The following is a 25751-nucleotide window of genomic DNA, read 5'->3' on the forward strand; positions in this document are numbered from 1 at the left end:
CTAACCTTCGCGCGCTAGCAAGCCTTACTTCTTAACCAACAGTATATAATGGCTTCTGCCGGCCAAGGCTTTGGTTTCATACTTAGTTTTTACCCAATACTCAGGCTGTTCATATATGTCAAAATTTTCATCATTAAATTTAAATAAGTCAATCTCTTCTATATCTTTAAGAATTGATTGAGCATAATCTTTGTGATCGGTTGCAATAATTAATTCACCAGTATTACATAACTTTTCATGTATCATGCTTAATGTTTCTTTATTAATAACTCTGCGTTTTTTTTGTTTATTTTTCGGCCATGGATCGGGGAATAATATATAAACTGTTTGTAACACACCAACTTCTATAATCTCCAACGCATTTCTTGCATCATCGGGATAAAGCAAAATATTTTTCAAACCTTGGTTTTTAATTTCATCCAATACTTTGGTCACCCCGTTTAAGTAAGGCTCACAACCGATAAACAAAGTTTTAGGATTTTTTATTGCTTGTGCTAATATGTGATCTCCATTACCGAAACCGATTTCAAACTTGGCTCGTGTATAATTCTTTAGCACATTTTCAAAATTTTCTCCATTAAACAATACAAGGGGTAGAAATTGATCCAACAGTTCTTTTTGGTACGGAGATAGCTTCCTGCTTATTCTGCGTGCAAATGATGATAGGTATTTTTTTTCTTGATTCATGCTAAATATGACTTAAGTTTTTCAATTAAATCCATCTTCTCCCAGGTAAAATGTCCCATCTCATCCGGCTTTCTGCCGAAATGCCCGTAGGTTGCGGTTTTTGAATAAATAGGTTTATTTAAATTAAGGTGAACTCTTATACCTTTAGGAGTCAAATCCATCAATTTAGGAATAATAAGCTCTATTTCTCTATCCTTTATTTTACCGGTACCGTAAGTACTAACATATATTGAAACAGGCTGAGGAACACCTATCGCATAAGAAATTTGGATCAGGCATTTATTAGCCAGACCCGAAGCAACAATATTCTTTGCCAGGTAACGTGCTGCATATGCCGCTGACCTATCAACTTTAGTTGGATCCTTGCCCGAGAATGCTCCGCCGCCGTGCGGGGCTGCGCCGCCGTATGTATCTACTATGATTTTTCTTCCCGTAAGCCCTGCATCGCTCTCAGGCCCCCCTATTATAAATTTGCCTGTCGGGTTCACGAGTAACCTATCATACTCGCACATCCACCCTTTAGGCAGTGTGGCTTCAACATAAGGGTAAATTATTTCTTTAACTTTCGCTTGGGTAAGGCTTGCATGATGTTGAATTGAAACCACAACATCGGTTGCTTTAAGCGGTAACCCTTCTTCGTCATATAGCAAAGTAACTTGGCTTTTTGCATCCGAATATAAGCCTTGTATTTTTCCTGACTTCCGTGCAACTGAGATATTCTCTAAAACCCTATGCGCATAAATGATCGGCGCAGGCATTAAATCCTCCGTTTCCCCGCAAGCATAACCGAACATCAGCCCTTGATCTCCTGCACCTTCTTCCTTTTCTTTTGAACTGTCTACCCCTAACGCTATATCAGGTGATTGCCTTCCGATAAAGTTTAAAATCTTTACCGTTTGCCAGTGAAATTTCTCCTGCTCATAACCTATTTCTTTTATTTTATTTCTCACGACCAGTTCAATCTCTTCGCTTGAAAGTAAATGTGTTGAACTAATTTCACCGCCAAGTATTACATGGTTCGGCACCACCATGGTTTCGCACGCTACTCTGGCATTCGGGTCAGATTCAATAAAAGTATCGAGGATGGAATCGGATATCTGGTCGCAAACTTTATCCGGGTGCCCTTCAGCTACCGACTCACTGGTAAATAGGTAACCGCTTTTCTTTAGTTCCATATACATTTACATCTATTTATTACGTTCAACAATAAAGTATGCAAGCTCCTTTAACAAATTAGCTTTGCCGTCAAATATGTTCAAATGCTCAATTGCCTGTTTAGCTAAAACCAGCGCATGTTCCCTTGCTTTTTCTATCCCTATGCATGAAACTAAAGTTGCTTTCCCTTGGGACTTATCTTTTCCGACACTTTTTCCGGTTTCTTCTCTTGTGCCTTCGGCATCTAATAGATCATCGGTAATTTGGAAGGCTATACCGATATTATTTGCATAAGCCCTTAAAGCATTCCTTAAGTTTTTTGAAGCTTTGCCTAAAATTGCGCCCGCTTCACAAGAAATAGCAAATAATGCTCCTGTTTTCATGCGCTGTAAGCGTACAACCTCAGAAAATTCCAGGGTATTATGCTGAGCTAATAAATCCATCATTTGCCCACCGACCATACCCCTATAGCCTGATGCAACGGCTATTTTAGATATCAACTCAGTTCTAACCCCCGGATCAGGATGGGTTGATTCATGTGCAAGCATTTCAAAAGCAAGAGTAAGAAGCGCATCTCCGGTTAAAATAGCAGTAGCTTCATCAAATTTTTTGTGGCAGCTCGGTTGCCCCCTTCTAAAATCATCATTATCCATTGCCGGTAGATCATCATGCACTAGTGAGTAAGCATGGATAAACTCAATTGCAACTGCTGTCTTTAACGCACAATCAAGAGAAACCCCAAAAGCATTTGAAGTTGCCACCACCAGGTAAGGCCTAATTCTTTTTCCTGGAGAAAGAGCAACATATCTTAATGCTTTGAATAATTGATCCTCAATTAACCCGCTCGGCTCAGGAAGCAATTCATCCATTATTGCGTGAAGTTGTTCCGCAGTGCTTTCAATGGATTTTTCAAGCATTTCTCTACCCACAGGCTTACCTTTAAAATTAATTAGTAATTGTGTGCCTTTATAACACTTTAATAAGATTATTTACACCTAAATTTGCTAAATAATTTTTAGCCTATTTGCTTAGCTATATTTATCCATTCCTCTTCGGATAAAATGTTCACCCCGAGCTTTTTAGCATTTTCAAGCTTAGATCCCGCATCTTCTCCTGCAACCACGAAGTTTGTGCTCTTTGAGACTGCTGAAGCAACCTTAGCCCCCATTCTTTCGGCAATTGCTTTTGCTTCACTGCGTGTCATATTTTTAAGACTGCCGGTAAATACGAATGTTTTACCGCTGTATTCATTCTCACCTGTTTTGGGAGAACTGTAATCCAAAACAGTAATATATTCCAAAAGCCTAGCAATCAAATTACTATTAAAATTATCTTTAAAGAAATGAATGATTTCATTTGCCATCACCTCACCAATACCTTCAATATTGATAAGTTCATCTTCAATATTTTCTACATTAAAAGCATTTAATAAAAATTCTATATTACTGAAATGTACAGCCAGAAGCTTAGCGGTAACTTCCCCCACATGCCTAATCCCTAGCGCATAAATAAATTTATCTAACGTAATGGCACGTGACTTGTTTATAGCATTGAATAAGTTTTCGGAAGATTTTTTCCCCCACCCTTCTCTTCGCATTATTTTATGATCAGCTTTAATATCTCGTTCTTCAAGAGTAAATAAATCAACCGGAGTAGTAACTAAGCTATCATGATAGAACTCTTCTATTTGCTTTTCTCCTAAGCCCTCGATATTAAAAGCATTACGAGAGACAAAATGCTTTAATTTCTCGATCACTTGTGCTTTACATTTTAGCCCGCCTGAGCACCTTTTAGCAACTTCATCCGGATTTTTTACAGCTTCACTTCCACATATCGGACAGTAACCAGGTAACCTGAATGCCTTAGTATCAGAAGGTCTATGATCTAAAATTACTTCAATTACTTGAGGTATAACATCCCCGGCTCTCTGCACTACTACAGTATCACCGATCCTAAAATCCTTACGAATAATCTCTTCTTCATTATGGAGCGTAGCTCTGGATACCAAAACCCCGCCTACATTCACCGGTTCCAGCTCGGCAACCGGAGTGAGTGTTCCCATTCTGCCGACTTGTATAATTATATTTTTTATTTTTGTTATCGCTTTTTCAGCTGAAAATTTATGAGCTATCGCCCACCTTGGCGCCCTACTTACTATTCCTAGCCTATTCTGCAAAACAAAATCATTAACCTTATAAACCACCCCATCTATATCATAATCAAGTGAACTGCGCTTAAATTGCATATCTTTATAGTATTCTTCAATCTCCTCTACTGACCCGGCTACTTTAATATGGATATTAGTACAAAACCCTAAATCCTTAAGTTTGCTTAGCAACTGATGTTGAGTACTTACGCCCCCTATATCTCCGCTCCAAATAAAATATCGTAAATTCCTTGATTTAGTAATGCTGCTATCGAGCTGCCTTAATGAACCTGCGGCGGCATTACGAGGATTTGCAAATATTTGTTTATTCGCTTTTTCCTGAGTCTCGTTAAGCTTAAGAAAATCACTCTTAAGCATATATACCTCACCTCTAACTTCAAAATCCTCCTTTAATTCCACCTGCTCAGGAAAGCTTATCACCTGCTTTAAGTTTTGGGTAATGTCCTCACCGAATTCTCCGTCTCCCCTGGTTGCACCCCTCACTAACTTTCCTTTTTCAAATACTGCGGCGAAAGATAAGCCGTCAATTTTGGGCTCACAGCATAAATCAAGCGAATTATCTTCGGGTAGTCCTAAAAACCGATTAACTTTTGTAATAAATTCCTCTATATCCGTCATCTCGAAAGCATTAGCAAGTGAGAGCATAGGATAGGTATGCTTAACTTTTTTAAATCTCCTATCCGGCTCAAAGCCGACCAGATCAAGCGTGCTTTGCCCCCCTTGCCGCTTCAGCTCTTTTTCTAAAGCTTCCAGCCTTTTTCTTAATTCATCATATTTAGCATCGGAAATTTCAGGACTATTCAGGTTATAATATAGGTAGTCGTGATGCCTGATTTCTTTTTGTAAATTAGCTATTTCTTCCGACAAACTTCTTTTCATCTACTTTACTAGAGCTTCAACTATATTTTCCATTTTCATTGTGCGGCGGCCTTTTACTAAGATAACATCGCTTTCATTGACATATTTTTTGATAATTTCAGCCATTTGTTCTGAAGTATCAGTATGAGCTTCTTTCAGCTCTTTCGGTAATTCTTCATGCAAATGATTCATGTATGCACCAACCGTAAATACCTTATCGATTTTATTTTTAATAATGTCCTGAACTAATTCTTTGTGGAAATTTGCCGAATTTACACCAAGTTCAGCCATATCACCAAGAACGGCAATAAGCCTTACACCCTTAGCTTGATAATTACCTAAATTGCTAAGTGCGGCTTTAACTGCCACCGGGCTTGCATTATAAGATTCATCAAGCACGGTAATTTTTTTTAAATGATGGATTTCTCCTCTTCCTTTTACACTATGAAACTTTGAAAGATTATATGCTGCACAATCCACTTCGGCTCCCGCAATCTTAGTTGCGGCTAATACTGCGATACTATTATAAGCTAAGTGCTTTCCAGGTGCATTTATAGTATATTCGTATTCTCTGCCGAACAGCTCAGCCTTTATATGCGAAATACCTTTTTCCAACTTATAGCTTATCAAACGTGCCGGGGTCTTTTGTGTTTCGCTAAACCCAACTACATTAAGCTGTTTATTATGCGCCTTACTAACTAATATTTGGTGATAAGGGTTATCAAAATTTATAATTGCAAACCCGCCTGCTTGCATACTGTTAAATATTTCCGATTTAGCGTCAGCTATGGCTGATACTGATTTAAAAAACTCTAAATGTACGGCTTCAACATTGGTGATGACGGCAATATCCGGAATTGCAAGCACAGTTAAGTCTGCTAATTCACCGGCATGATTCATACCCATTTCTATAATCGCATAATCACTATCCTCGGGTAGCTTAGCTAGCGAAAGTGGTAAGCCTATATGATTATTATACGAGCCTTCGGTCGCAAATACGTTACCTTGGTTCTCAAGAGCTAATTTTAACATTTCTTTCGCACTGGTTTTGCCGACGCTTCCAGTAACTCCGATCACTTTGCCTTTAATTCTGCTACGAGCAAATTTAGCCATTTTAGTTAAAGCAACCATGGTATCTTTAACTACAACCACTTTTTTATTGTCATGCAGCAAATTATTATCAGCGCCGCTTACGATTGCAAGCGATGCTCCTTTTTCTAATGCGTCAAATGCAAAATCATTACCGTCAAAATTTTCACCCTTAATTGCAATAAATATTTCCCCCCTCCGAATGGTTCTTGAATTTATAGAAACCCCGCAAGCTGAAAAAGAAGCTCTTACTTCACAGCCTAAAGCTTGCTCCAGCGAAGCTTTATTCCAAATTATTTTTTCCTCTCCCTGAAATTTTTCATGAGCTTTATCAGCTAAAGAACTATTCATACTCAAGCCCTCAAACAAATTACTTTCCTACCAAATTTAGGGTCAAAACCCATATAAAGCAAGTATAAATAGCTAGTGCTTAAGATTACAAGTATACCTTTCTTAATTAAAGAATGGGGAAAAAACCAATTTTATATATAGCTATGTATAATATACTTATTATCTACTAAGTATTTAAAGAAGTTTAAAAACTATTCTGCATATTCCCAGGCGTTTTCGATATGTGAAACTACTTTATTGCCTTCTAATAATATAAAATCAAACCTTATATCTTTATCATTAATACTATTCTCGGCCAGATAGTAATTTGCCGCTTGAGATATCCTTTTGATCTGCTTATTTGATAAAACTTCATAGTGCTTTAGTTTGGTTCTCGCTTTAACTTCAGTAAATATAATAGTGTCCTCATGACAAGCAATTATATCAATTTCTCCGTAAGCAGTTTTAAACCGTATTGATAAGATTTTATAGCCCTTTGATCTTAAATACTCGCATCCCAACTCTTCTCCCCTTAAGCCGTATTGATAGGATTTCAGCATACTAATTAAAATTCGTTATCCTGATAAGTAAAGGGAGAAGCTAAGTTTTCCGAAGTTTTCGGCTGCTCTTCTTTATTATTAAGCTGCGCAGCATAATCTTTAGCAACTTCCTCGCTAATCATTCCTTTAGAATAAAGAGCATTGATAGATTGATCCATTAGTACCATTCCTTGTTTACTGCCAATTTGCATTAAAGAAGAAACTTGGTAAAGCTTATTTTCTCTTATTAAATTTCTGATTGCCGAATTTGCAATCAAAACTTCATAAGCCGCTACCCTCTCATTACCGTTAGGTTTAGGCAGCAACGCCTGTGAAATAATGCCTTCCAGAGAGCTTGCAAGCATTGTCCTGATCATCGGTTTATCATTGGTCGGGAAGACATCCACTATCCTATCAATAGTTTTAGCAGCCGAGCTGGTATGCAATGTTCCAAAAACCAAATGCCCCGTTTCCGCGGCCGTAAGTGCAAGCTGAATGGTCTCCAAGTCTCTCAGCTCCCCGATCATTATTATATCCGGGTTTTCTCTCAATGCGCTTTTAAGCGCTTTAGCAAATGAGTGAGTATTAGCACCTACTTCCCTTTGGTTTATTAAACATTTATTAGAAGTGAATTTATATTCTATCGGGTCTTCAATAGTTATGATATGTTTGCTGTATTGTGTATTAATATGCTCAATCATAGCTGCAAGTGTAGTACTTTTTCCGCTTCCGGTAGCCCCCGTCACAACTACTAACCCTTTTTTAATTTTAGTAAACCTCTCAACTACTGCCGGCACCATTAATTCTTGCAGGTTTTTTATCTTGTCCGAGATTACCCTAATCGCAATACTTGGACCATTAATTGTGCTATAGATATTTGACCTATATCTAAATTTGTTGGATTCAATTGCAAAATCCAATTCTAAATCCTGTTTGAATATTTCTGCTTGTTGCTCATTAGCTATTGAGAAAAAGATCTTTTCTATATCTTCGGTAGTTAATTGGCTTACATTCAGCTTTTGCATTACACCGCCGATTCTAACTATCGGAGGATAACCGCAAGCCAGATGCAGATCCGAAGCATTATGTTCCCTTGCGTAGGTAAGTAAGCTGTTTAAGTCCATAAAATTATCTCCCTCATTCGGATATTGTCTATCCGTTCCCTTTTGCTATTAAAAATCTCGCTCTTTGTTTAATTATATTCAAACTCTGCGGCAAAGCTTCACCTGAATCCCCTGCTTCAATAATTTCTTTATATAATTTTAATGCCGGTTTGTATTTACCGATTTTGTCATACATTACTGCAGTATTATATTTATAAAGAATTTCCTGCGGTGAAATAATCATTGCTTTCCTAAGATAACTTTCAGCTTTATCATATTCTCCCTGCCTTGCATATATCATACCGATTTGTGCGAGCACCGGTGAATAATTCGGATTAGCTTTATTAAGCAGCATTAGTTCCTGTAAGCCTTTCTCTGGTGATTCTTCAGCAATTACCGCTAAGAAATTATGCAGCGCTTTCTGCTGATCCGGCTTGAGCTTCAGTACTTCTTTATAGTAATATTTAGCCTCTTTTAATTGCCTTAGTTTATGGTACATAATACCTAAACTATAAAGAATATTTATATTATCCGACTCATGTATAAGAGCTTTTTTATATAAAAAAATTGCTGATTCATAGTGCCCGGCTAAAGCAGCTCGGTAGCCTTTATTAATAATTTCAACCAGGGGTAATTCAGTAGTTGATTGATTTTCAATTTTGATATTTAAATTAGTACTTTTAGAAGCACTTCCTCCGAGATTAACCGGGCTGGCAGGAGTAAAACCATAATTAATTTCCACTCCTTCTTTAGTAGGTATAGGCGGTTTAATAGCTTCCGCAATAGAATGAATCAGATCTTGTTCGGTTAAATTTTTATTAGTATTTTGAGGTATATTATTCGGCTCGGTTATAACTTTAGAAGCTTTGTTATCGGCTACTTTTTTTATATCCTGGCTACTGAAAGTAAGACAAGGAAACAAAATACCTAAAATATATAACAATAATAAAACTAGCTTCTTATATTTACAAAGCATAATAAATACTTAATTGAAAAATAATTTTTTTCTTAATATATATTAAGGTAATGATTTTTAGTTTAATTTTCAAACTATTTATCCATTCTTAAGTTATATTGTATTTCATATATATTATGGCTTTTAGCTTATTGGACATAAGCTCTTCATAAACATACGAAGCATGCTTCATATGTTTTATTTATAAAAAGATTGCAATAATATTAAAAATTTATTACTAATTTGCCTAATGGCCGTAAGTTATATAGGCACTTAAGCTTTAAAAGCTTAGTTAAAAACTTTATTATCTGTGAAATGATTTTTAGGTAGCTAGAACAATATATTTATAATTAGTGATGGAACAGGGTTACATAATGCAATATTTTGATATAGATAAAACCATAGTTCTTATATTTTTGATGGCTACTTTAGTAATTGGAATAATTGCCGGCAAAGACCTCAAAAACATAAGAGAATATGCCATTGCCAATAAATCATTTGGTACACCAGTATTGCTTATTACCCTGCTTGCAACGATGGTTGGGGGAGGCTCTACTACCGGAGATGTTGCTCAAATATTCGAGGATGGAATAGTTTATCTTTTAGCTATGATAGGACCGATAATAAGCGCCCTGATAATGGCTTATTATATCGCACCAAGATTTGACGGTAGATTTGACGGCATGATATCAGCAAGCGACCTGATAAAATACTTTTACGGAGTTAAGGCTGAAAAGTTTTCAGGAATTGCCGGATTCATAGCCTGCACTACATTACTTGCAATGCAATTAATCGCACTTGGGCATTTAGCTGCAAATATTTTAAACATAAACTATACTTATGGAGTATTAATTACCAGCGGATTAATTATCGCTTACTCAACTTTCGGCGGAATTAAATCGATAACCGTGACTGCTATTCTCCAATTTGCAATGTTGATTATCATGGTACCGATCATTGCTAATGTGGCGACTAACCAAGTAGGAGGATTAGGTAAAGTTTTTAGCGGTATTGAAACCGAACCTCATATGCAAATTATAAATCACCCTAAATTTTATGAATATTTACTACTTGGACTATTTTTCTCCTTACCTTTCAGCCTTTTCTTTCCTTCAATCATTCAGCGCTATTTAATGGCACAAAACAATAAACAAGTCGCCCATATTACCTATGCATACGCTGTTTTACAAATTGCCATGGTATTTATGGTAACCTGTATCGGTCTTTCCACATTAAAATTATACCCGAATGCCGAACCCCGAGTGCTGATACCCACATTAATAAATGACTACCTTCCTCCTTTGATAAAAGGTTTGGCAATTTCCGGAATGATAGCAGTGTTAATGTCCACTGCCGATTCATTTCTTAACTCAGCAGGTATACTAATTGCTCATAATGTAATGCCGCAAAAAGCCCTTAAGACTGAGCTCGGCAAACTTAATTTCATGAAGTTATGTACCTTAACGGCAGGTTTGTTGGCAATGATGATTGCCCTGAGAAATTATAATATTATTAGCATATTAACATTAAGTTGTTCTCTTATACTCACCATTTTTGGTATACCTTTATTTTTCGGCATTTTAGGCTATCGGGTTTTAAAATCTTCTTTTTGGTTATGCAGCATTTGCTCTATAATTGCATCTACAGTAGCAAATAGCCTTAATATGGGGTCAGCAATTCCGATATTTACTGCTGCCCTAGGTTTTTTAGGTTATATCATCCCGCTTTTTATATTAAAACAAGGCTTAACAAAAGTCCTCTCGAATACGGCATCTCCTAAACAAGCTAGCACTGTAACCTATGAAAAAATGATTAAGATGATAGTTAAGCATTTACCTACGCCTAAGAATATATACAGGTATTCTAAAACCAAAGTAGAAAATTTTGGTGCTAATCATCTAATGTTCGGAATATTTTGTTGTGTTAACTACATCGTGCCTTACTTTATGTGGACTCATCAAAAACCGCTTAATTACTTTGTAATGCTTAGCTTAAGGTTAATTGCCGGGCTACTATGCGTCGGATTATTATTTAAAGAATATTGGCCTAAACGATTTAAGAAATATTTCCCCCTGTATTGGCACCTTACTCTTATGTATTGTTTGCCATTTGTAACTACCGTTATGTTTATTGTTATGAGTGCGGATGTCGAATGGCTGATCAACTTAACTTTAGCTATCATGTTGCTTGCAATGCTTGTTGATTGGACAAGTTTTATTATAATATTTCTCACCGGTGTATTACTGGGCTATCTATTTTATGGGTCGGTGATCGGAGCACCTATTCCTCAGGTTGATTTTGATACTGTTTACTTATCAATTTATGTTTGTGTTTTTGCTACCCTAATAGGCTTATTATTTGCAAGGCGTAAAGAAATTGATACAGAGGAAAAGTTAGAGGTCATGCGTTTTTTCGGTGGCGCAATGGCACATGAAGTAAAAACTCCTCTTGCTGCTATTGATATGTGCGCTCAGCATATAGATCTGACTTTATCAAGAATGATTACAACTCTGGAATCCGGCTCATCCGATAATTCTGTTTTAAAGGAATGTTCCGAACTTAAAGATTTAGCCTTAACCTTAAGAAAGATTAGCTCTCAAGGAATTAATACGGTAGGTAATCTACTAATGTCCTTAAAAAGCTCGGTGATCGCTGAAGATAAAAATGAGTATTATTTAATCGATTGCATAGACCGTGTGCTGGTAGAATTTGGGAGAGATTTTGCCAAGCTTGAAAATATAGAAGTTAATATTCCCGGTAACTTTAAGTTTTACGGTTCAATGCACTATATGGAACAAGTTTTCCAAAACCTTTTTAATAATGCGTATAAATATGGTGGGGAGGCTGTTAATATTAAAATTTGGACTGAAGATAACAAATTAATTTTTGAGGATAATGGAAGAGGTATACCTAGCCAAGATTTACCATATATATTTGATAGGTTTTATACTAAAAGTAAAGATGGTACAGGAATCGGATTAGCATTTTGTAGAATGGTTATGGAAGATATGGAGGGAGATATCTCCTGTGAATCAGAGCTAAATAAATATACTCAATTTACTTTAGAGTTTCCGAAGCTCAAAAATGAAGAGCTAAAAGAAGAAGAGAAATCTATATTGGTAACTGCCGGTTAACAGCATCAAGTAAAATGATTATTTTCATCCAATAAAGATTGAAGAAATTGTAAAAATGTATTATATTTAAAATTGTCAGCAATGACTATGGTAATAAATGTCGCTTATAATAGGCGTTTTGGACTCGGGGGCGGTACCCGACGCCTCCACCATTAAAATTATGGGGGCGAACTAGCTTCGACAGGCGTTAAAAAAGGTAGATTTTACCCGGTATGATACCACCGATTATGGGTCAAAATAGTAAATGCAAACGATAATTTTGCTAGCAATGAAAGATTCGCTCCTATGGCTCTAGCAGCTTAAGTGTGAATTAATCATTAGCGGTTTGGGGGCTACCGGGCAACAGAAAGCCCCTTCTTTTAACTATTAGTAGGATAAAAGTGAAAAAATACGACAGCAATAACATCTTTGCTAAAATTATAAAAAATGAGATTGCTTGTAATAAAATCTATGAAGATGATAATATAATTGCCTTCCATGATCTTCATCCCGCTGCCCCGCTTCATATTTTAGTAATACCTAAGGGAGAATATACTTCCTATGATGATTTCATTCTAAAAGCCTCAGAGCAGGAAATTGCACATTTTTTTAAAACGGTTAGAACCCTTACACATGATTTCGACCTTGCTGAAAGTGGATACAGATTAATTACCAACCATGGCAGTGACGGAATGCAAACCATACCTCATTTTCATCTGCATATATTGGGCAAAACTAAGCTTGGCGCTTTAGTTGCTAATGATCAATATCACAAAGATATATAAATGTTGAAGCAAATAAAATACTTATCAGAAGCTTTACTTGCTTGCATATACTTTTTGGTTTGCTACTTATTGCCTCTGGAAGTTGCATCTTCCTTAAGCGGTAAATTACTTGAAATAATAGGATGTTTATTTAAAGCGAACAAGGTAGCTTATAAAAACCTTACCTTATGTTTTCCGAACCTTAGCGAGCAAGAGAAGCATAAAATAATAAAAAAGATGTGGAATAATTTAGGGAGAGTGATTGGTGAGATTCCTCACTGGCAAACCATGTCTTCAAAAAAATTTGCTAAGCAAGTAACCATATGTGATTACTCAAATGGTGCCTTTCAAAAGGTCAAAAGTGCACTTTTTCTTTCCGCCCATTATGGTAATTGGGAAATCTTTCCGCGTTTATTAAAGGAAAATAATTTAAATCTTTCACTGGTTTATCGGCCGGCTAATAATCCGTTTGTAGATTACATAATTAGCAGAGCGCGCCACAAGCATGGAATAATTCAAATAAAAAAAGGAGTCGGTGGTATACGTAAAATTATGGAGAGCTTAAAATCAGGGCATTTAATCGGCATGCTGGTTGATCAGAAGACTAATGACGGCATTGAAGTACCTTTCTTTAATCTTCCCACCCGAACTACCCCTGCTCCCGCAAATCTGGCTTTAAAGTTTAATATCCCGATTTACCTTGCTTGCGTTACACGGATTAAGGGAGCGCAATATAAAATTGAAATTTTCCCGGCTATAATTGCAAGTACAGAAGAAAATGCTTATTCCATTATGAGTAGAATTAACCTAAAAATGGAACAATGGATTAGAAAAGACCCGACCCAATGGTTTTGGGTTCATAAACGCTGGGATAAGGAGCTTTACCGTGAATAACCGAAATTCTTTTTCAAAATATAATTTTGAGAATTAATTTTTGTTATGTTATTCCCTTTTCAGATTGTTTTTGTGTCAATTCTCCGGCTTCCTTCATTACTCTACACATGGATTCAAGTTGGCTAACCCCATCTCTTGTCACCTCACCTTTGCTATACTTTATACCCTCATTAACTGCCCAAGTAGCTAACCCACCTACAACTCCGGCTACCATAGGTCCTTCTATAGCAAGAATAATCCCTGCAACAAGACCCGCACCCGGTACAAGAGCTGCCAGGGCGACTCCGGTCGCGATTGCAGCTGCGGCCACAACGACGGTTACTATGGTTCCTACAGCTATTGCTATTTTAGATTGCAGGTCTTTTTTAGCCGAATCCATACCCTTTCCTTGTTCTATACTTGCTGCTAAATTATCTACACAAGAATTAATAATATTATCCAGCGCTTTAGAATTTTCATTTAACTTTTCTTCTAAAACATTAGCAGCCTTAATTTTTTCTTGTAACTCTTGCGGGATATCTTGAGAAGCAGGTGGGTTATTATCTCCTTTCGAATCTTGTTGCAGGGTTTTTAAGCTTTCTATAGTAGAAACTATGGAAAAGGGATTATCTTTAGAAGGATCAAATATAACTTTCAACGGTACATCTAAATTTGAAAAGTATTCACCAACCTTTACGGCTAATTCTGTTTTTAGTTTATTTTTTGCATTATTCTTTATATCTTCAGAAATGTCTGCTTTAGTAATTAGTCTGTCATTTTTCAGCTGTTCAATGATCTCCTCAATGTGATCCTTTAAGCTTTCTTTAAATTTTTCCGTAGCTTTTTTAGCTTTTAATTTTTCTACATATCTTTTATTATCTTCTTTACTCGGGATAATGAACATATCCACCTCTTCATTATACAATAATCATTATTATATAATAATTATAAAAGGTTAATTTTCAGTTAATTAAGAAAATGATAACATATATAACTATGCATTCTACTTTTCTGTACACATATTTTATTTAGATTTAATATATTTATCCCAATAATATCTTATATTTTGCGTAGCTCTACCGAGTATATTTGCTTGCGCTACATCTTCTTTTGCGACTAAATCCGTAGAAAAGAGCACTTGGTTATTCTCTTCAATTTTAAGTTGAGCAATTATATCTCCCTTTTTAATCGGAGCTTTTATCGGTGAATTATAAACTACCTTAGTAGTTTGTTTATTCTTTTTACCGATAATTTTCGGTAATACGACTTCTATATCTTTTGCAGCAACTGCTGCTACATCATTTTGCTTACCGTACCAAACATCGACCACTGTTACTTCTTCATTAGCACTAAATAGTTTTTTATTAATAAAGTTACTGAAGCCATAGCTTAGTAGCTTATCAGCTTCCTTTATTCTTTCCTTCTCACTGTTTAAGCCGTTTACAACTGCAATTAATCTTCTGCCATCCCGCTTTGCAGACACCACCACACCAAATCCGCCTGCATCGGTATGGCCGGTTTTCAACCCGTCTACCCCTTTCTTACCTAATAATGTATTTTTATTATATTGATGAATATTATTATATTTAAATTCGGTTTCTGAAAAATAATTATAATACTCAGGAAAATCTTTAATTGTAGCTTCCGCAAGAACGGCGATATCTTTTGCTGTTGAGTAATGCTCTGCATGAGGCAAACCTGAAGCATTTTTAAAGTTACTTCTATGCATTCCGATCTGCTTGGCATGCTCATTCATGCTTTCAGCGAAAGTGCTTTCCTCGCCGTGTATACCTTCCGCCAGTACTTTAGATGCATCATTGCCGGATTGGACAATCACTCCTCTTAATAAATCTTCAACCCTAACTTTAGAATTCAAATTCACGAACATTTTTGTCCCGCCTGTCCTCCAAGCATTCTCACTCACTAAAAATTCATCGCTAATATCAATATTATTTTCTTTTAAGTTACTAAAAACTACATAAGCAGTCATAACCTTAGTCATAGAAGATGGAACCATTCTTTTTTCGCCATTTTTGTCAAACAAACATGTCCTTGTATTAAAGTCCATCAAATAAGCCTGTTTAGCGCTGGTTTCAAAAGCATAAGCAGTATTATCAGCTAAAATTGTCGAAAAAATAATGACAAAATATCGAATATATGTTTTAAGATTAATCATTTCTTAACCTTTAAAGATTACTATCTATAATTAAAGGGATATATTAGCATTTTAAAAGGCGCATGCAATGAAAAGATGTTTTATTTTTATACTACTTCTACTACTAACTCAGGCGAATGCAAATGCTGATGAGCAGGATTTGAACCAAAGGTACGTTTATGTACCTCAAACAGAACTAAAATTAGTTAAAACTTTTAGTGATTGGGAAGTCTATCACCAAATTTCTAACAGCACTACAAAATGCTATGCATTTGCATCGTCTTATCGAACAAAAGCATTTGAAGGCGTGAGGGAAGCTCCCTATCTGATTATATCATTTAAAGGGACAAAGCAATATTCTATATCTTTAAACCCCGGGTTTTTAATTGATAAAAACAATGAAATAATTTTAAAAACCAACAACCGCTCATATCTGCTTAATTCCGCCCTGCCCAACTATGCTTGGACTTATTCAAGCACGCAGGATAAGGCAATAATAGAAGATATGATTAAGGATGGGCGTAGCTTAAGCGTCAGAAGCTATAATGTTTCGGATGATACTGCTTTAGATTTTTATTCGCTGAAAGGAATGGCTGAAGCATTAAAATATATGGAAGAAAACTGTTTAATTTTTTATAATTGATTATATCGTTGGATAAAGAAGGGGGAATATATAATGTTTGGTGCTTTAAAAAGTTTAATAGTTACCATGATGCTGCTTGTGGCGATTGCTTACGGCGCGATAATGAAACTAGATCAAAATGCTATATTAGCTCAAATAAATGCATTGGTGGCTAATTTACAAGGTAACTTTAAAGATATAAACCTTGATGAGCTGATCAGAAAATTTAAGCAAAGCACCCCTAAGTGAGCTTCTCCCAGTTATTACCATTAAATCCGTAAAAGGCTTTTTCCTCATAAACAAAGAAAAATGCCCCTGCTCCCGGTTCTATGAATTGCCACCCATCTCGGTAATATGCTATTTTATTCTCCTGCCCGCTCCATTCATCTTTTGCATTTTGCCCGACTATATATAAATAATGTTGTGCTTCTTCCAGTGGCGGTGATGAAAGCTTAATACTCTTTATATATTTATTAAACAGCTTATCCAGTAGTACGAAATTTTCATTAATAACAATTTCTTTTTGAGATTGGTTTTGTGAGAGTTTTAAAAAAGTAGAAGATTTATTATCCATAAATATAATTTTTAGATTGGTTTATCTGAATTATATTTAATAAGCTTTATCCATGGAAGCCCAAATAAAAAATAATTTTTCAACATTTAATAAGAGGTAACCTCAATGAACCGGCTAAGTTTACAGCTTTTACTTATAATTGCACTCATCAACAGCTGTATCGAACTTGAGATATCTGCACCGAGTTTTCCTGATATAGCGAAACATTTTGCCGTTCCCGAATATAGAGTAGGGTTAACTATTACTTATAACTTATTTGCTTTTTGCTTAGCTTCATTAGTGTATGGAGCTTTATCCGATAATTTCGGGCGTAGGCGCATTATGCTGATCGGCAATGCCATCCTTGCAATTGGTGCTGTTGCTTGTGTTTTCGCGCCATCAATAAATTGGCTACTTTTGTTTCGCTTTATTCAAGGAACGGGAGCTGCAACTTCCGCAGTTGTTGTTTCAGCTATTATAGCTGATGTATATAATACAAATAAGGCAGCAAAGCTATATGGTATTATGAATGCAGTATTCACTACTCTCATGGCACTTGCCCCGGTTCTAGGAGGTTTTATTAATCAGGCAGTTGGTTGGCGCGGAAATTATGCAACAGTCGCATTGATATGTATTATATCATGGATATTATTATTACTTTTTTTACCGGAAACTAAAAAACAAAAAGAATCATTTAACTTAAACGCAACTCTTAATGATTTTAAAGCAATATTATCAAGCACTGTCTTTATCAGTGCTGCTGCAATTCCAAGCTTGCTCTATGGCTGCTATATAGCATTTGTCGCAATCGCGCCGTTTCTTTATATGCAAACTTATAAGCTTGATATTCTTACCTATACTATTCATCAGGGTATAATTGTCGCTGCGTTTGCCTTAACCAGTTTTATATCAAGTAGCATCACAAATATGTTGGGAGTTAAAAAATCAATTTATTTGGGATTATTCTTGATTTTAATTAGCTCAACCATGATACCTGTCATCCCTTCGGAAAATTATCTTACTTTAATGATGGCAGTTTTTTGTATAGGCTTTGCTATTCTTTATCCGCTCATCTTTGCTCGCTCAATGGAAATATTTCCGAATAAGAAAGGGGTGGCTTCTTCACTAATTATTAGTATAAGATATTTATTATGTTCCGCGGTTACTTGGCTGGCAAATTGTTTTTATAACGGAAGTGCCGCAAGCTTTGGATTAATAAATTTAGTTTTAAGTATAATTATAGTGTCTTTAACCTCGAACCTAATAAGAAATAAAATTATTTATAATTAAACTTCTATAGCATCAGGAAGGGTAGTTTCATTGATGCAAGCATAGTTAGTATTTATAATCTTCAGCTCTCTGCTTTTAGCGGTAAAAGTATTTTTTATCACCTGATCAATAAAATATACGCTACGCTTTAAGGATTGTACTGCGCTTTTAGTTGAAAGATAATTACCTAAAAACAACGCGGAGAATAAATCTCCGGTACCGCTGGGAGGAGTATCAAAATTATATTCTACTGTTCTTGTTATATAAGTATGCACTTGATCCGACACAAAGATATATAAACCGCTCTCAGATAACTCTCTCAGATTTAAGCCTGTAATCACTACTATCTTTACCCCCCTATTATGAAAATATTCAGCTACATCTTTTAGATCTTTTATAGTTTTTATTTTAATCCCTGAAAGAATCTCAGCTTCAAATTCATTCGGGGTTATAATATCAGCTTGTAGATTTGCTTTAAAAAATTCTAATACTTCCGGCTTCACATAGCAGCTTGTGTTACCGATTACGGGATCACAAAGATATATCAGATGTTTATTTTTGGATTTAAATCTTTCCACTGTTTCAAATACTTCCAGGCATATTTCACGGCTACCCATATACCCCGATAATATAGCTTGGCAGTCTTTATCTGCACCTATATCTTCTATCCCTCTGATAATGCTTCTAATATGATCTCTGGTAAATATCTCCCCTTGCCATTTTTTATAACCCGTATGGTTGGAAAATTGCACCGTGTTTATCGGCAGCACTTCATGCCCCATCGATTGCAGAGGGTATACTGCCGCTTTATTGCCTACATAGCCGTATGCCACATGTGATTGAATGGAGATGATGCTCATTTTAAAAGTAAGCAATTAATTTATAATTTAGAAAGAAAAATATCATATTTATTTAGGTAGTTAAATTAGTAATTATAAATACCCTGAGCTTTTAAATGATTAATACCCTCTTTTTATCTCTTGTAACTTTATTAAGAGAATTAAAATTGAAAATATTAATAGTAAAAAATTGCTTTTTCTATCAAAACCTTGTAATTATCACCTTGCAAAATAATAAAAAACTTGCTATATCACTTAGATCTGTTCGGGGCATAGCGCAGCCTGGTAGCGCATCTGGTTTGGGACCAGAGGGTCGGGAGTTCGAATCTCTCTGCCCCGACCATGAATATTACTGTAGGAAATAGCCTTGCAAGACCGGTATATTAAACACAAAGAAAAGCCTGCTAAATTTATTACCAAATTTATAATATTAGAAGTAATACTTTTTTTAATCTTAATCACCTGGTATATCAGCAACTTACAATCCATTAATTATTCCATAATAAAAGATAAATTAACTAATGCCGCTGAAAGCATTGAGGTAAGTTTTACCGATCCTTTTGACAATGCAAGAAGCATTATTTCGTACATTGGAGAATTAATTGTAAAATTCAATGCTGATGATAACCAAAAAATATTAAATTTATTAGATACATTTCATGAGCAGTCCAGTGTTAGAGAATTAGTTACTTGGAGCGCAATAACTTGGAGTGATAATGCTTTTAATATAAGGGTGGATTCCGGGCTCGGCATTATGAAATCACCATATAAAAATATTTCTACCCGACATTTTCTCCCCGATACGGTTACTCAACCTTGGGAGCTGCGTATAGGATCTTATAAAACGGATATTGTCACGGGAACTAAGGTTATACCATTCGGGATGGGTATAACCAATGAAGTAGGACAGTACCTGGGAACCATAACTTCAGGATTTGAGCTATTTAAACTTGAACAGCACCTTTCAAATATTGAAATGTATAATAAAAATATCAGTTTTTTTATTATTGATAAAGAAGGCAAGGTTATCATCAAGTCAAAGAGCGGCATTATATCCGAGAATTTAAATAACTCTATTAAAAAATTTATTAATTCAAAAAATTATAATTACCTTGATATTACAGCAATGCCTTGGTCTAAAGGTGCGGAAAGTATATTTATAAAAAAACTTCGTATTTAAAAAATTTTTATATCGTTGTAGTTTTCAATGAAATAATCTGGGATGAGTTGCTACTTACCAGCTTTAAAAAACTTTTTATAATCTTTCCCTAATTTTTGCCTATGCATAATAATTCTTATTTTTGTCAATAAATTTGTAGTTCGACCTGTAATTGAATTGTCGGATGTGGCTGAAAAAATTTCCTCTAATGATCGTTTAGTTGAAATTAATGAATATACAACCACAGAAATCTCTCTTTTGGCAAATAGTTTAAAAAAGGTGATTTTACAAAAAGCGGAATTAGTTGAAGCTAATGAGAAACTTGAGTTTTTACTTAAAAAACTTGAGGCAATGAATAAAACTAAATTAGATTTTATCAGAAATATTCAACACGAACTCAGGACTCCCCTAAATCATATCATAGGCGGATGCGATGTACTCGGCTCGGAATTTGCAGGCCCTATGCTTCCTGAATATTTTGAATATATTCAAATCATTCATCAATCCGGACGGGACTTACTAGGAAAAATTAATAATATTATAGCAGTAGCGGATTTCGAATCAGGTAATGTCAAACTAAATGAGAGCAAATGTAGTATTAAGGAAATTATAGATAATGCACTTAATGCATTAATACCTAAAATCAAACAACATAAGCTAAATTTAAAGCTCGATATTCAGCATAATTTACCATATATTTATCTGGATCCTGAAAAGATAAAAATTGTATTATTAAATTTTATTAATAATAGTATTATATTTAATAAACCTGATGGGGATATTCTGATTTCTGCCTTACAATCAGTCGCAGGTATCATTATCGAAATTTCCGATACAGGCCAAGGTATCCATGAAGATAATTTACATAAAATTACTGAAATGTTTTCTACTACCGGCGATGTGTTAACTAAAGTTAAAAGCGGATTAGGACTAGGGTTGACTATAGCGCAAAGTATCCTAGATTTACATGATATAAAAATGGAGATTGAAAGCAAAGTTAACCAAGGCACAAAAATAAAAATATTAATTCCTAATATTAGATTAGAAAAACATTAAGTAAGGAAATATGCTATGTTTAAAGGGTTATTAACCGCACTTATAACCCCTTTCATAAAGGGGGAGGTGGATTATGAAAGCTTTACAAGATTCGTAAGATGGCAGATTAAATCTAAGGTACATGGGTTAGTTGTCCTAGGAAGCACGGGTGAAGGCGCAACTATTGGAGATGAAGAAAGGACGGCACTAATTAAGTTATGTCGCAAAGAGATTGATAATAGCGGCACAAAGATACCTTTAATCGCCGCGACCGGAAGTAATTCAACAATTAAAACTTTACAGTATACGGAGGAAGCAAAAGAGTTAGGCGCAGATGCAGCCCTAATAGTGTGCCCATATTATAACAAACCTTCTCAACAAGGTATGTATGAGCACTATAAATATATAAACGATAATACTGATTTACCGATTTTTATTTATAATGTCCCGGGTAGAACAATAGTTAATATTAATAATGAAACAGTTTCGGAATTGGCTGAACTTAGAAACATTATAGGCATTAAAGACGCTACCGGTGATCTCGCCAGGCCGCTTAACTTAAAAGCTACGCTTAGTAATACAGATTTTATCCAGCTTTCGGGAGAAGATGCAACTTCCGCAGTATTTAATTTAAACGGAGGAGTAGGTTGCATTTCAATTATCGGCAATCTTTTCCCGGAAGCTATGTCTCGTATTCAGGATTTAACTTTAAACGAACAATATCCTCAAGCTGTAAGCGAACTAAAAAAATATCTAAGAATTATAGATTTAATGTATTGTGAAACTAATCCCATACCGGTTAAATATGCTGCTTTCAGGATGGGGTTGATTTCGACTCCGGAATTAAGACTACCGCTTCTTACACTCACTCATCCTAATTGTATTAAGATTGATAATGAGCTTAAAACCTTAGGGGTAATTTAATGGTTATAAGCCCGCTTAAAAATAATAAAATTTATGGCCATAAAGAAGCTAAACAGCTTTTCCTGGATTCATTTCAAAATGAAAGATTACATCACTCATGGCTGATTACCGGGGAAAAAGGGATAGGTAAAGCAACTCTTACTTACCATTTTGCAAAATTTCTACTTCAGCATCCACTGTATCAACCGAGCAATCTGGAAATTTCTACCCGAAACTCGGTTGTTAAAAAAATAGAAGGATTAACCCACCCTGACTTAATCATAATTGATGCTGAAATAAAAGACGGAGAACCTCGTAAACAGCCGACTATTACCATTGAAGAAGTCAGAGGGGTAATACAATTTTTAAGGCTAACCGCAAGTGAATCAAAATATAAGGTTGTAGTTATTGACGGCGCGGATTATATGAACATCAGTGCCTCCAATGCTATGCTTAAAATTTTAGAAGAGCCTCCAAAAAATACATTTATTTTTTTAATTGCGAGTTCAGCATTTAAAATACTCCCTACCATTCGCTCTCGCTGCCTTAACCTGAAGCTTAAACCTTTATCATTTAAAGATTTTAAAACAGCATTAGAGCAAAACTTGGAAAATATTGATACGCAAGAAGCTGAAGAACTATATAATATCACAAGCGGCAATCTAAAACTTGCGGTTGAAATACATAGCGAGTACGGAATCAAATTTTTAAAAGAATTGGAACACTCTTTAAATAGTAATTCTATTAATGATATCTTAAAGTTTGTCGAGAATATTAAAACAGGGCAGGAAAACTGGTCTCTAGTAAAATTCATGTTACTTAAATCAATAATAAACAAGATTAAATTATCATTAAATGACAGTAACTTAGAAGACAGGCTAAATTATTTCTTTGAATTGCAGAAAAAGCTGATTGAGGTGGAAACATTCCATCTTGATAAACAACATTTCATCCTTTCAACATTGAGTTAAATAAATGCTAAACGGAAAACTGATAAAATTACTTTTAATTATTATTATTGCAGTCGCAATGGATCAAATTACCAAATACCTGGTGCTTAATTTCTTTACTCACCATAATGGGACGCATGCTATAGAGGTAGGATTGTTCTTAAACATAGTTTTAGTTTGGAATCACGGGATTAGTTTCGGGATGTTTAATGATCTGGAACAAAGTCAAATTATTTTAATTTCGGTTTCTCTTGTTATAGTGGCAGGGTTAATCATATGGCTTATAAGATCTGATGATAATAAGGTTTTATTCCCTATTGCCTTAATCATCGGAGGGGCTTTAGGCAATATTATTGATAGAATTCAATACGGAGCGGTTGTTGACTTCATAGATTTCTACTTTAAGCAGTATCATTACCCTGCATTTAACCTTGCTGATTCCTTTATTGTAATCGGCGTTTTAATTTTAATGATACAATCATTTCAGGAAAAAGAACAAAATCGACAGTTGTAAAAAAATTTACTTATTCTATTGCTAGTTGCTTGTTAATAGTTTAAATATCTTTAAACTATGCTTAAATTTCATATTAGGCTTTTATTTCATGTTAAGATTCAAAGATTCCGAAGTGCGTATAGCTTCCGATGCAGCCATTTTATGGGCACTTTCCAATAATTCTTACTGTTTCGCTTTAGCGGCTATAACAAGCACCTCATGCGGAGTATTAAACGGAATATACGACACACTTTCAAGTAATAGCGGCAAGCTTGAAATACTATTGAATACAGCAGTCATGAGCGTTACTTGGGGAATTGAAAAAGCTATAAAAGGCGGAGTTATTGATATAATTTTTCCAAAGTTACCGGGTATGGCCATGGGCTTTTTAGGCGGTAATATACTGGATGCTGCTTATTCTCACATTCATGAGGTTTCCTCAATTAAAGGCAGAGTAATTTTAACAACAGCCGGATTAGTAAAAGATTACTTTACATATGAAGAGGATGAAGCCACCCCGGACGAAAAGGATTATGCCGCACCTACTTTAGAATCCGTAGGTTTTGAATTATACCCCCAATTATAAAGGCTTTAATTATGTGTATACTTAGATTCTAAATATTCTATGAAGTACCTGGGATTCAAACTTTCTCCCGTAGAATTAACGAGCATTTGATCAGCTGAGAACAATTTTCCTTTTGCATGGACATTTATTCTTAACCAATCATAAATTGGCTTTAATTTACCTCCTTTAATCAGTTCATTTGTTTCAGGAATCGCTTTTCTAATCGAGTTCATTAATTGAGCAGCAGTAACCGCACCCAGCGTATAGCTTGGAAAATACCCGAAAATCCCGCTATACCAATGCGTGTCCTGTAAAACACCTAAAGCATCATTATCAGGCGTTAATCCTATAGTTTGCTTAAAATAAGCATTCCAGGCGGAAGGTAAATCACCGACCTCCAAATCTCCCCTTATAAGTTGCTTTTCAAGCTCATAACGCATAATTACATGCAGCGGATAGGTAACTTCATCAGCATCTACACGAATAAAAGAAGGCTCCACATGCTTGACGTATTTTGTAATATTTTTCTGATTAAATTTAGTTCTATCGACTGAAAAATACTTAATCAGCTTAGGGGTAAGGTACTCGACAAATTCATCACTTCTTCCGATTTGCATCTCAGTAAGCAGTGACTGGCTTTCATGAATAGCCATCCCGAGGTTGCGTCCGACGGGTTGATATGCATATTCGAGGGGTAAATTATATTCATACGAAGCATGTCCGGTTTCATGGATTATACCTTGCAAAGCAATAAATAAATCATTTTCGTCGTATCTCGTAGTAAGTCTTATATCCTGTGGTATCCCTCCGCAAAAAGGATGAGTGCTGGTATCGAGCCTTCCTTTATTAAAATCGAATCCGAAATCTTTCATGATCTCTATACCTAATTGCTGCTGAAGTTCGATCGGGAAGTGCCCGCCCAGCTCCGGCTTTTCACCTTGAGTACTTCTCACCTTTTCAATAAATTGGGGTAAAAAGTTTTTAAGTTCGGAAAATATATTATCTATTTCTTCAACTTTTCGCTTAGGGTCATATTCATTTACTAATGCCTGATAAGGAGAAACTTTAAAATAATCCGCTTTCGCGGTTGCAATTTTACGCACTACCGATAACAGCTTTGCAAAATAAGGCTTAACTTCATTAAAGGATTTATTTTTCCTTGCCGAACGCCAAACCATTTCACATTCTTGCCTTAGTGATGAATATTCTCTCATCAAACTATTATCAACGGAGGCATAATCATCGAAAATTTTTTTCATTTCAAGTAAGTTGGCTTTTTGCCAATCATTTAATAAATTCAAATCCGCTAAAGCTTCATTAATTTTTTCCCTTATTAACGGGTTACAAATTTTCTCATGCGCCAGTTTTATAAGATAAGATGACTGCTCGATTCTGGCATGCAGTGACCCAGTCGGCATTATCACTTCTTTATCCCAGCCGAGTATGCTTGAAATTTGATCAATGATTGAAATTTCTTTAAAATGTGTTTCTAAAAAATTATATGCTTTCATGAGCTTTTAAGGATTATATTCTATCTAAATTTGTTTCTATATCAGTTAGGTTTACGTTGTCCAG

General features: G+C 35.3%; 25 protein-coding genes, 1 tRNA gene and 1 other RNA gene. 14 read left to right on the top strand and 13 right to left on the bottom strand.

The window, feature by feature from the left end; translation table 11 throughout:
- Window positions 1-24 precede the first annotated feature (24 nt).
- The 8 genes from trmB to I862_RS04015 all read right to left on the bottom strand — a co-directional run bounded on the left by trmB (window position 25) and on the right by I862_RS04015 (window position 8904).
- Entirely contained in the window at window positions 25-687 is a 663-nt protein-coding gene (trmB, locus tag I862_RS03980) for a tRNA (guanosine(46)-N7)-methyltransferase TrmB (protein ID WP_052646393.1), read from the bottom strand.
- The gene (metK, locus tag I862_RS03985; protein WP_038541293.1) at window positions 684-1862 is read right to left on the bottom strand and encodes a methionine adenosyltransferase; all 1179 of its coding nucleotides are present in this window, start codon (window positions 1860-1862) and stop codon (window positions 684-686) included. The genes trmB and metK overlap by 4 nt, the downstream gene beginning before the upstream one ends.
- Window positions 1863-1874: 12 nt before the next feature.
- Entirely contained in the window at window positions 1875-2771 is an 897-nt protein-coding gene (locus I862_RS03990; RefSeq protein ID WP_199398786.1) for a polyprenyl synthetase family protein, read from the bottom strand.
- An 86-nt stretch (window positions 2772-2857) separates the two neighbouring features.
- Entirely contained in the window at window positions 2858-4888 is a 2031-nt protein-coding gene (ligA, locus tag I862_RS03995) for an NAD-dependent DNA ligase LigA (protein ID WP_052646395.1), read from the bottom strand.
- Complete coding sequence (locus tag I862_RS04000; protein WP_052646397.1) at window positions 4889-6307, bottom strand: UDP-N-acetylmuramoyl-tripeptide--D-alanyl-D-alanine ligase; 1419 nt, start codon at window positions 6305-6307, stop codon at window positions 4889-4891.
- Between the two features lie 191 nt (window positions 6308-6498).
- Window positions 6499-6846: a YraN family protein gene (locus I862_RS04005; protein ID WP_052646399.1), complete on the bottom strand. Its 348-nt coding sequence runs from the start codon at window positions 6844-6846 to the stop codon at window positions 6499-6501.
- A gap of 5 nt (window positions 6847-6851) precedes the next feature.
- The gene (locus I862_RS04010; protein ID WP_075260587.1) at window positions 6852-7949 is read right to left on the bottom strand and encodes a type IV pilus twitching motility protein PilT; all 1098 of its coding nucleotides are present in this window, start codon (window positions 7947-7949) and stop codon (window positions 6852-6854) included.
- A 28-nt stretch (window positions 7950-7977) separates the two neighbouring features.
- Window positions 7978-8904, bottom strand: coding sequence for a tetratricopeptide repeat protein (locus tag I862_RS04015; protein WP_038539170.1), 927 nt, complete (start codon window positions 8902-8904; stop codon window positions 7978-7980).
- A 353-nt stretch (window positions 8905-9257) separates the two neighbouring features.
- Here I862_RS04015 and I862_RS04020 point away from each other — a divergent pair, with 353 nt between their 5' ends.
- The 4 genes from I862_RS04020 (at window position 9258) to I862_RS04030 (ending at window position 13654) form a co-directional block, all read left to right on the top strand.
- Entirely contained in the window at window positions 9258-12017 is a 2760-nt protein-coding gene (locus I862_RS04020) for a sodium:solute symporter family transporter (RefSeq protein WP_158499266.1), read from the top strand.
- 34 nt (window positions 12018-12051) lie between these two features.
- Window positions 12052-12375, top strand: a transfer-messenger RNA (tmRNA) gene (ssrA, locus tag I862_RS08140).
- 22 nt (window positions 12376-12397) lie between these two features.
- Entirely contained in the window at window positions 12398-12781 is a 384-nt protein-coding gene (locus I862_RS04025; RefSeq protein ID WP_199398787.1) for an HIT domain-containing protein, read from the top strand.
- Window positions 12782-13654, top strand: a complete 873-nt coding sequence (locus I862_RS04030; protein ID WP_038539178.1) for a lysophospholipid acyltransferase family protein — start codon at window positions 12782-12784, stop codon at window positions 13652-13654.
- 43 nt (window positions 13655-13697) lie between these two features.
- Here I862_RS04030 and I862_RS04035 read toward each other — a convergent pair whose 3' ends face one another.
- Together I862_RS04035 and I862_RS04040 are read right to left on the bottom strand one after the other, a co-directional pair.
- On the bottom strand, window positions 13698-14537 hold the full coding sequence (locus tag I862_RS04035) for a hypothetical protein (protein ID WP_038539182.1): 840 nt from the start codon (window positions 14535-14537) through the stop codon (window positions 13698-13700).
- A 120-nt stretch (window positions 14538-14657) separates the two neighbouring features.
- Entirely contained in the window at window positions 14658-15809 is a 1152-nt protein-coding gene (locus I862_RS04040; protein ID WP_038539184.1) for a D-alanyl-D-alanine carboxypeptidase family protein, read from the bottom strand.
- A 67-nt stretch (window positions 15810-15876) separates the two neighbouring features.
- Between I862_RS04040 and I862_RS04045 the strand changes: the two genes are divergently transcribed.
- Both I862_RS04045 and I862_RS04050 read left to right on the top strand, forming a co-directional pair.
- The gene (locus I862_RS04045; protein ID WP_038539187.1) at window positions 15877-16431 is read left to right on the top strand and encodes a hypothetical protein; all 555 of its coding nucleotides are present in this window, start codon (window positions 15877-15879) and stop codon (window positions 16429-16431) included.
- A 33-nt stretch (window positions 16432-16464) separates the two neighbouring features.
- Window positions 16465-16659, top strand: coding sequence for a hypothetical protein (locus I862_RS04050; protein WP_038539190.1), 195 nt, complete (start codon window positions 16465-16467; stop codon window positions 16657-16659).
- Here the strand turns inward: I862_RS04050 and I862_RS04055 are convergent.
- On the bottom strand, window positions 16652-16984 hold the full coding sequence (locus I862_RS04055; RefSeq protein ID WP_052646401.1) for a DUF2793 domain-containing protein: 333 nt from the start codon (window positions 16982-16984) through the stop codon (window positions 16652-16654). The two genes, I862_RS04050 and I862_RS04055, sit on opposite strands and share 8 nt — an antisense overlap.
- 105 nt (window positions 16985-17089) lie before the next feature.
- On the opposite strand from I862_RS04055, the gene I862_RS04060 reads away from it, so the two are divergent.
- Window positions 17090-18253: a multidrug effflux MFS transporter gene (locus I862_RS04060; RefSeq protein ID WP_038539192.1), complete on the top strand. Its 1164-nt coding sequence runs from the start codon at window positions 17090-17092 to the stop codon at window positions 18251-18253.
- Here the strand turns inward: I862_RS04060 and pdxY are convergent.
- Entirely contained in the window at window positions 18250-19092 is an 843-nt protein-coding gene (gene pdxY, locus I862_RS04065; protein ID WP_052646403.1) for a pyridoxal kinase, read from the bottom strand. The two genes, I862_RS04060 and pdxY, sit on opposite strands and share 4 nt — an antisense overlap.
- 245 nt (window positions 19093-19337) lie before the next feature.
- Between pdxY and I862_RS04070 the strand changes: the two genes are divergently transcribed.
- The 7 genes from I862_RS04070 to I862_RS04100 all read left to right on the top strand — a co-directional run bounded on the left by I862_RS04070 (window position 19338) and on the right by I862_RS04100 (window position 24197).
- Window positions 19338-19414: transfer RNA gene (locus tag I862_RS04070), tRNA-Pro, on the top strand.
- Window positions 19415-19438: 24 nt separating this feature from the next.
- Window positions 19439-20251 carry a cache domain-containing protein gene (locus tag I862_RS04075; RefSeq protein ID WP_038539195.1) on the top strand — a complete coding sequence of 271 codons (813 nt, stop codon included), beginning with the start codon at window positions 19439-19441 and terminating at the stop codon, window positions 20249-20251.
- Between the two features lie 165 nt (window positions 20252-20416).
- Complete coding sequence (locus I862_RS04080; RefSeq protein ID WP_038539198.1) at window positions 20417-21286, top strand: sensor histidine kinase; 870 nt, start codon at window positions 20417-20419, stop codon at window positions 21284-21286.
- A gap of 15 nt (window positions 21287-21301) precedes the next feature.
- Window positions 21302-22189: a 4-hydroxy-tetrahydrodipicolinate synthase gene (gene dapA / locus I862_RS04085; protein ID WP_038539201.1), complete on the top strand. Its 888-nt coding sequence runs from the start codon at window positions 21302-21304 to the stop codon at window positions 22187-22189.
- Window positions 22189-23139, top strand: coding sequence for an AAA family ATPase (locus I862_RS04090; RefSeq protein WP_052646405.1), 951 nt, complete (start codon window positions 22189-22191; stop codon window positions 23137-23139). The genes dapA and I862_RS04090 overlap by 1 nt, the downstream gene beginning before the upstream one ends.
- A gap of 4 nt (window positions 23140-23143) precedes the next feature.
- Window positions 23144-23632: a signal peptidase II gene (gene lspA / locus I862_RS04095; protein WP_052646406.1), complete on the top strand. Its 489-nt coding sequence runs from the start codon at window positions 23144-23146 to the stop codon at window positions 23630-23632.
- A gap of 88 nt (window positions 23633-23720) precedes the next feature.
- A complete protein-coding gene (locus I862_RS04100; protein WP_038539204.1) occupies window positions 23721-24197 on the top strand; it encodes a hypothetical protein in 477 nt (158 codons plus the stop codon).
- 5 nt (window positions 24198-24202) lie between these two features.
- Here the strand turns inward: I862_RS04100 and I862_RS04105 are convergent, their stop codons facing one another.
- Window positions 24203-25687: a carboxypeptidase M32 gene (locus I862_RS04105; protein WP_038539207.1), complete on the bottom strand. Its 1485-nt coding sequence runs from the start codon at window positions 25685-25687 to the stop codon at window positions 24203-24205.
- Window positions 25688-25751 lie beyond the last annotated feature (64 nt).

This window comes from endosymbiont of Acanthamoeba sp. UWC8, from assembly GCF_000730245.1.
Classification (GTDB): domain Bacteria; phylum Pseudomonadota; class Alphaproteobacteria; order Rickettsiales; family Midichloriaceae; genus Jidaibacter.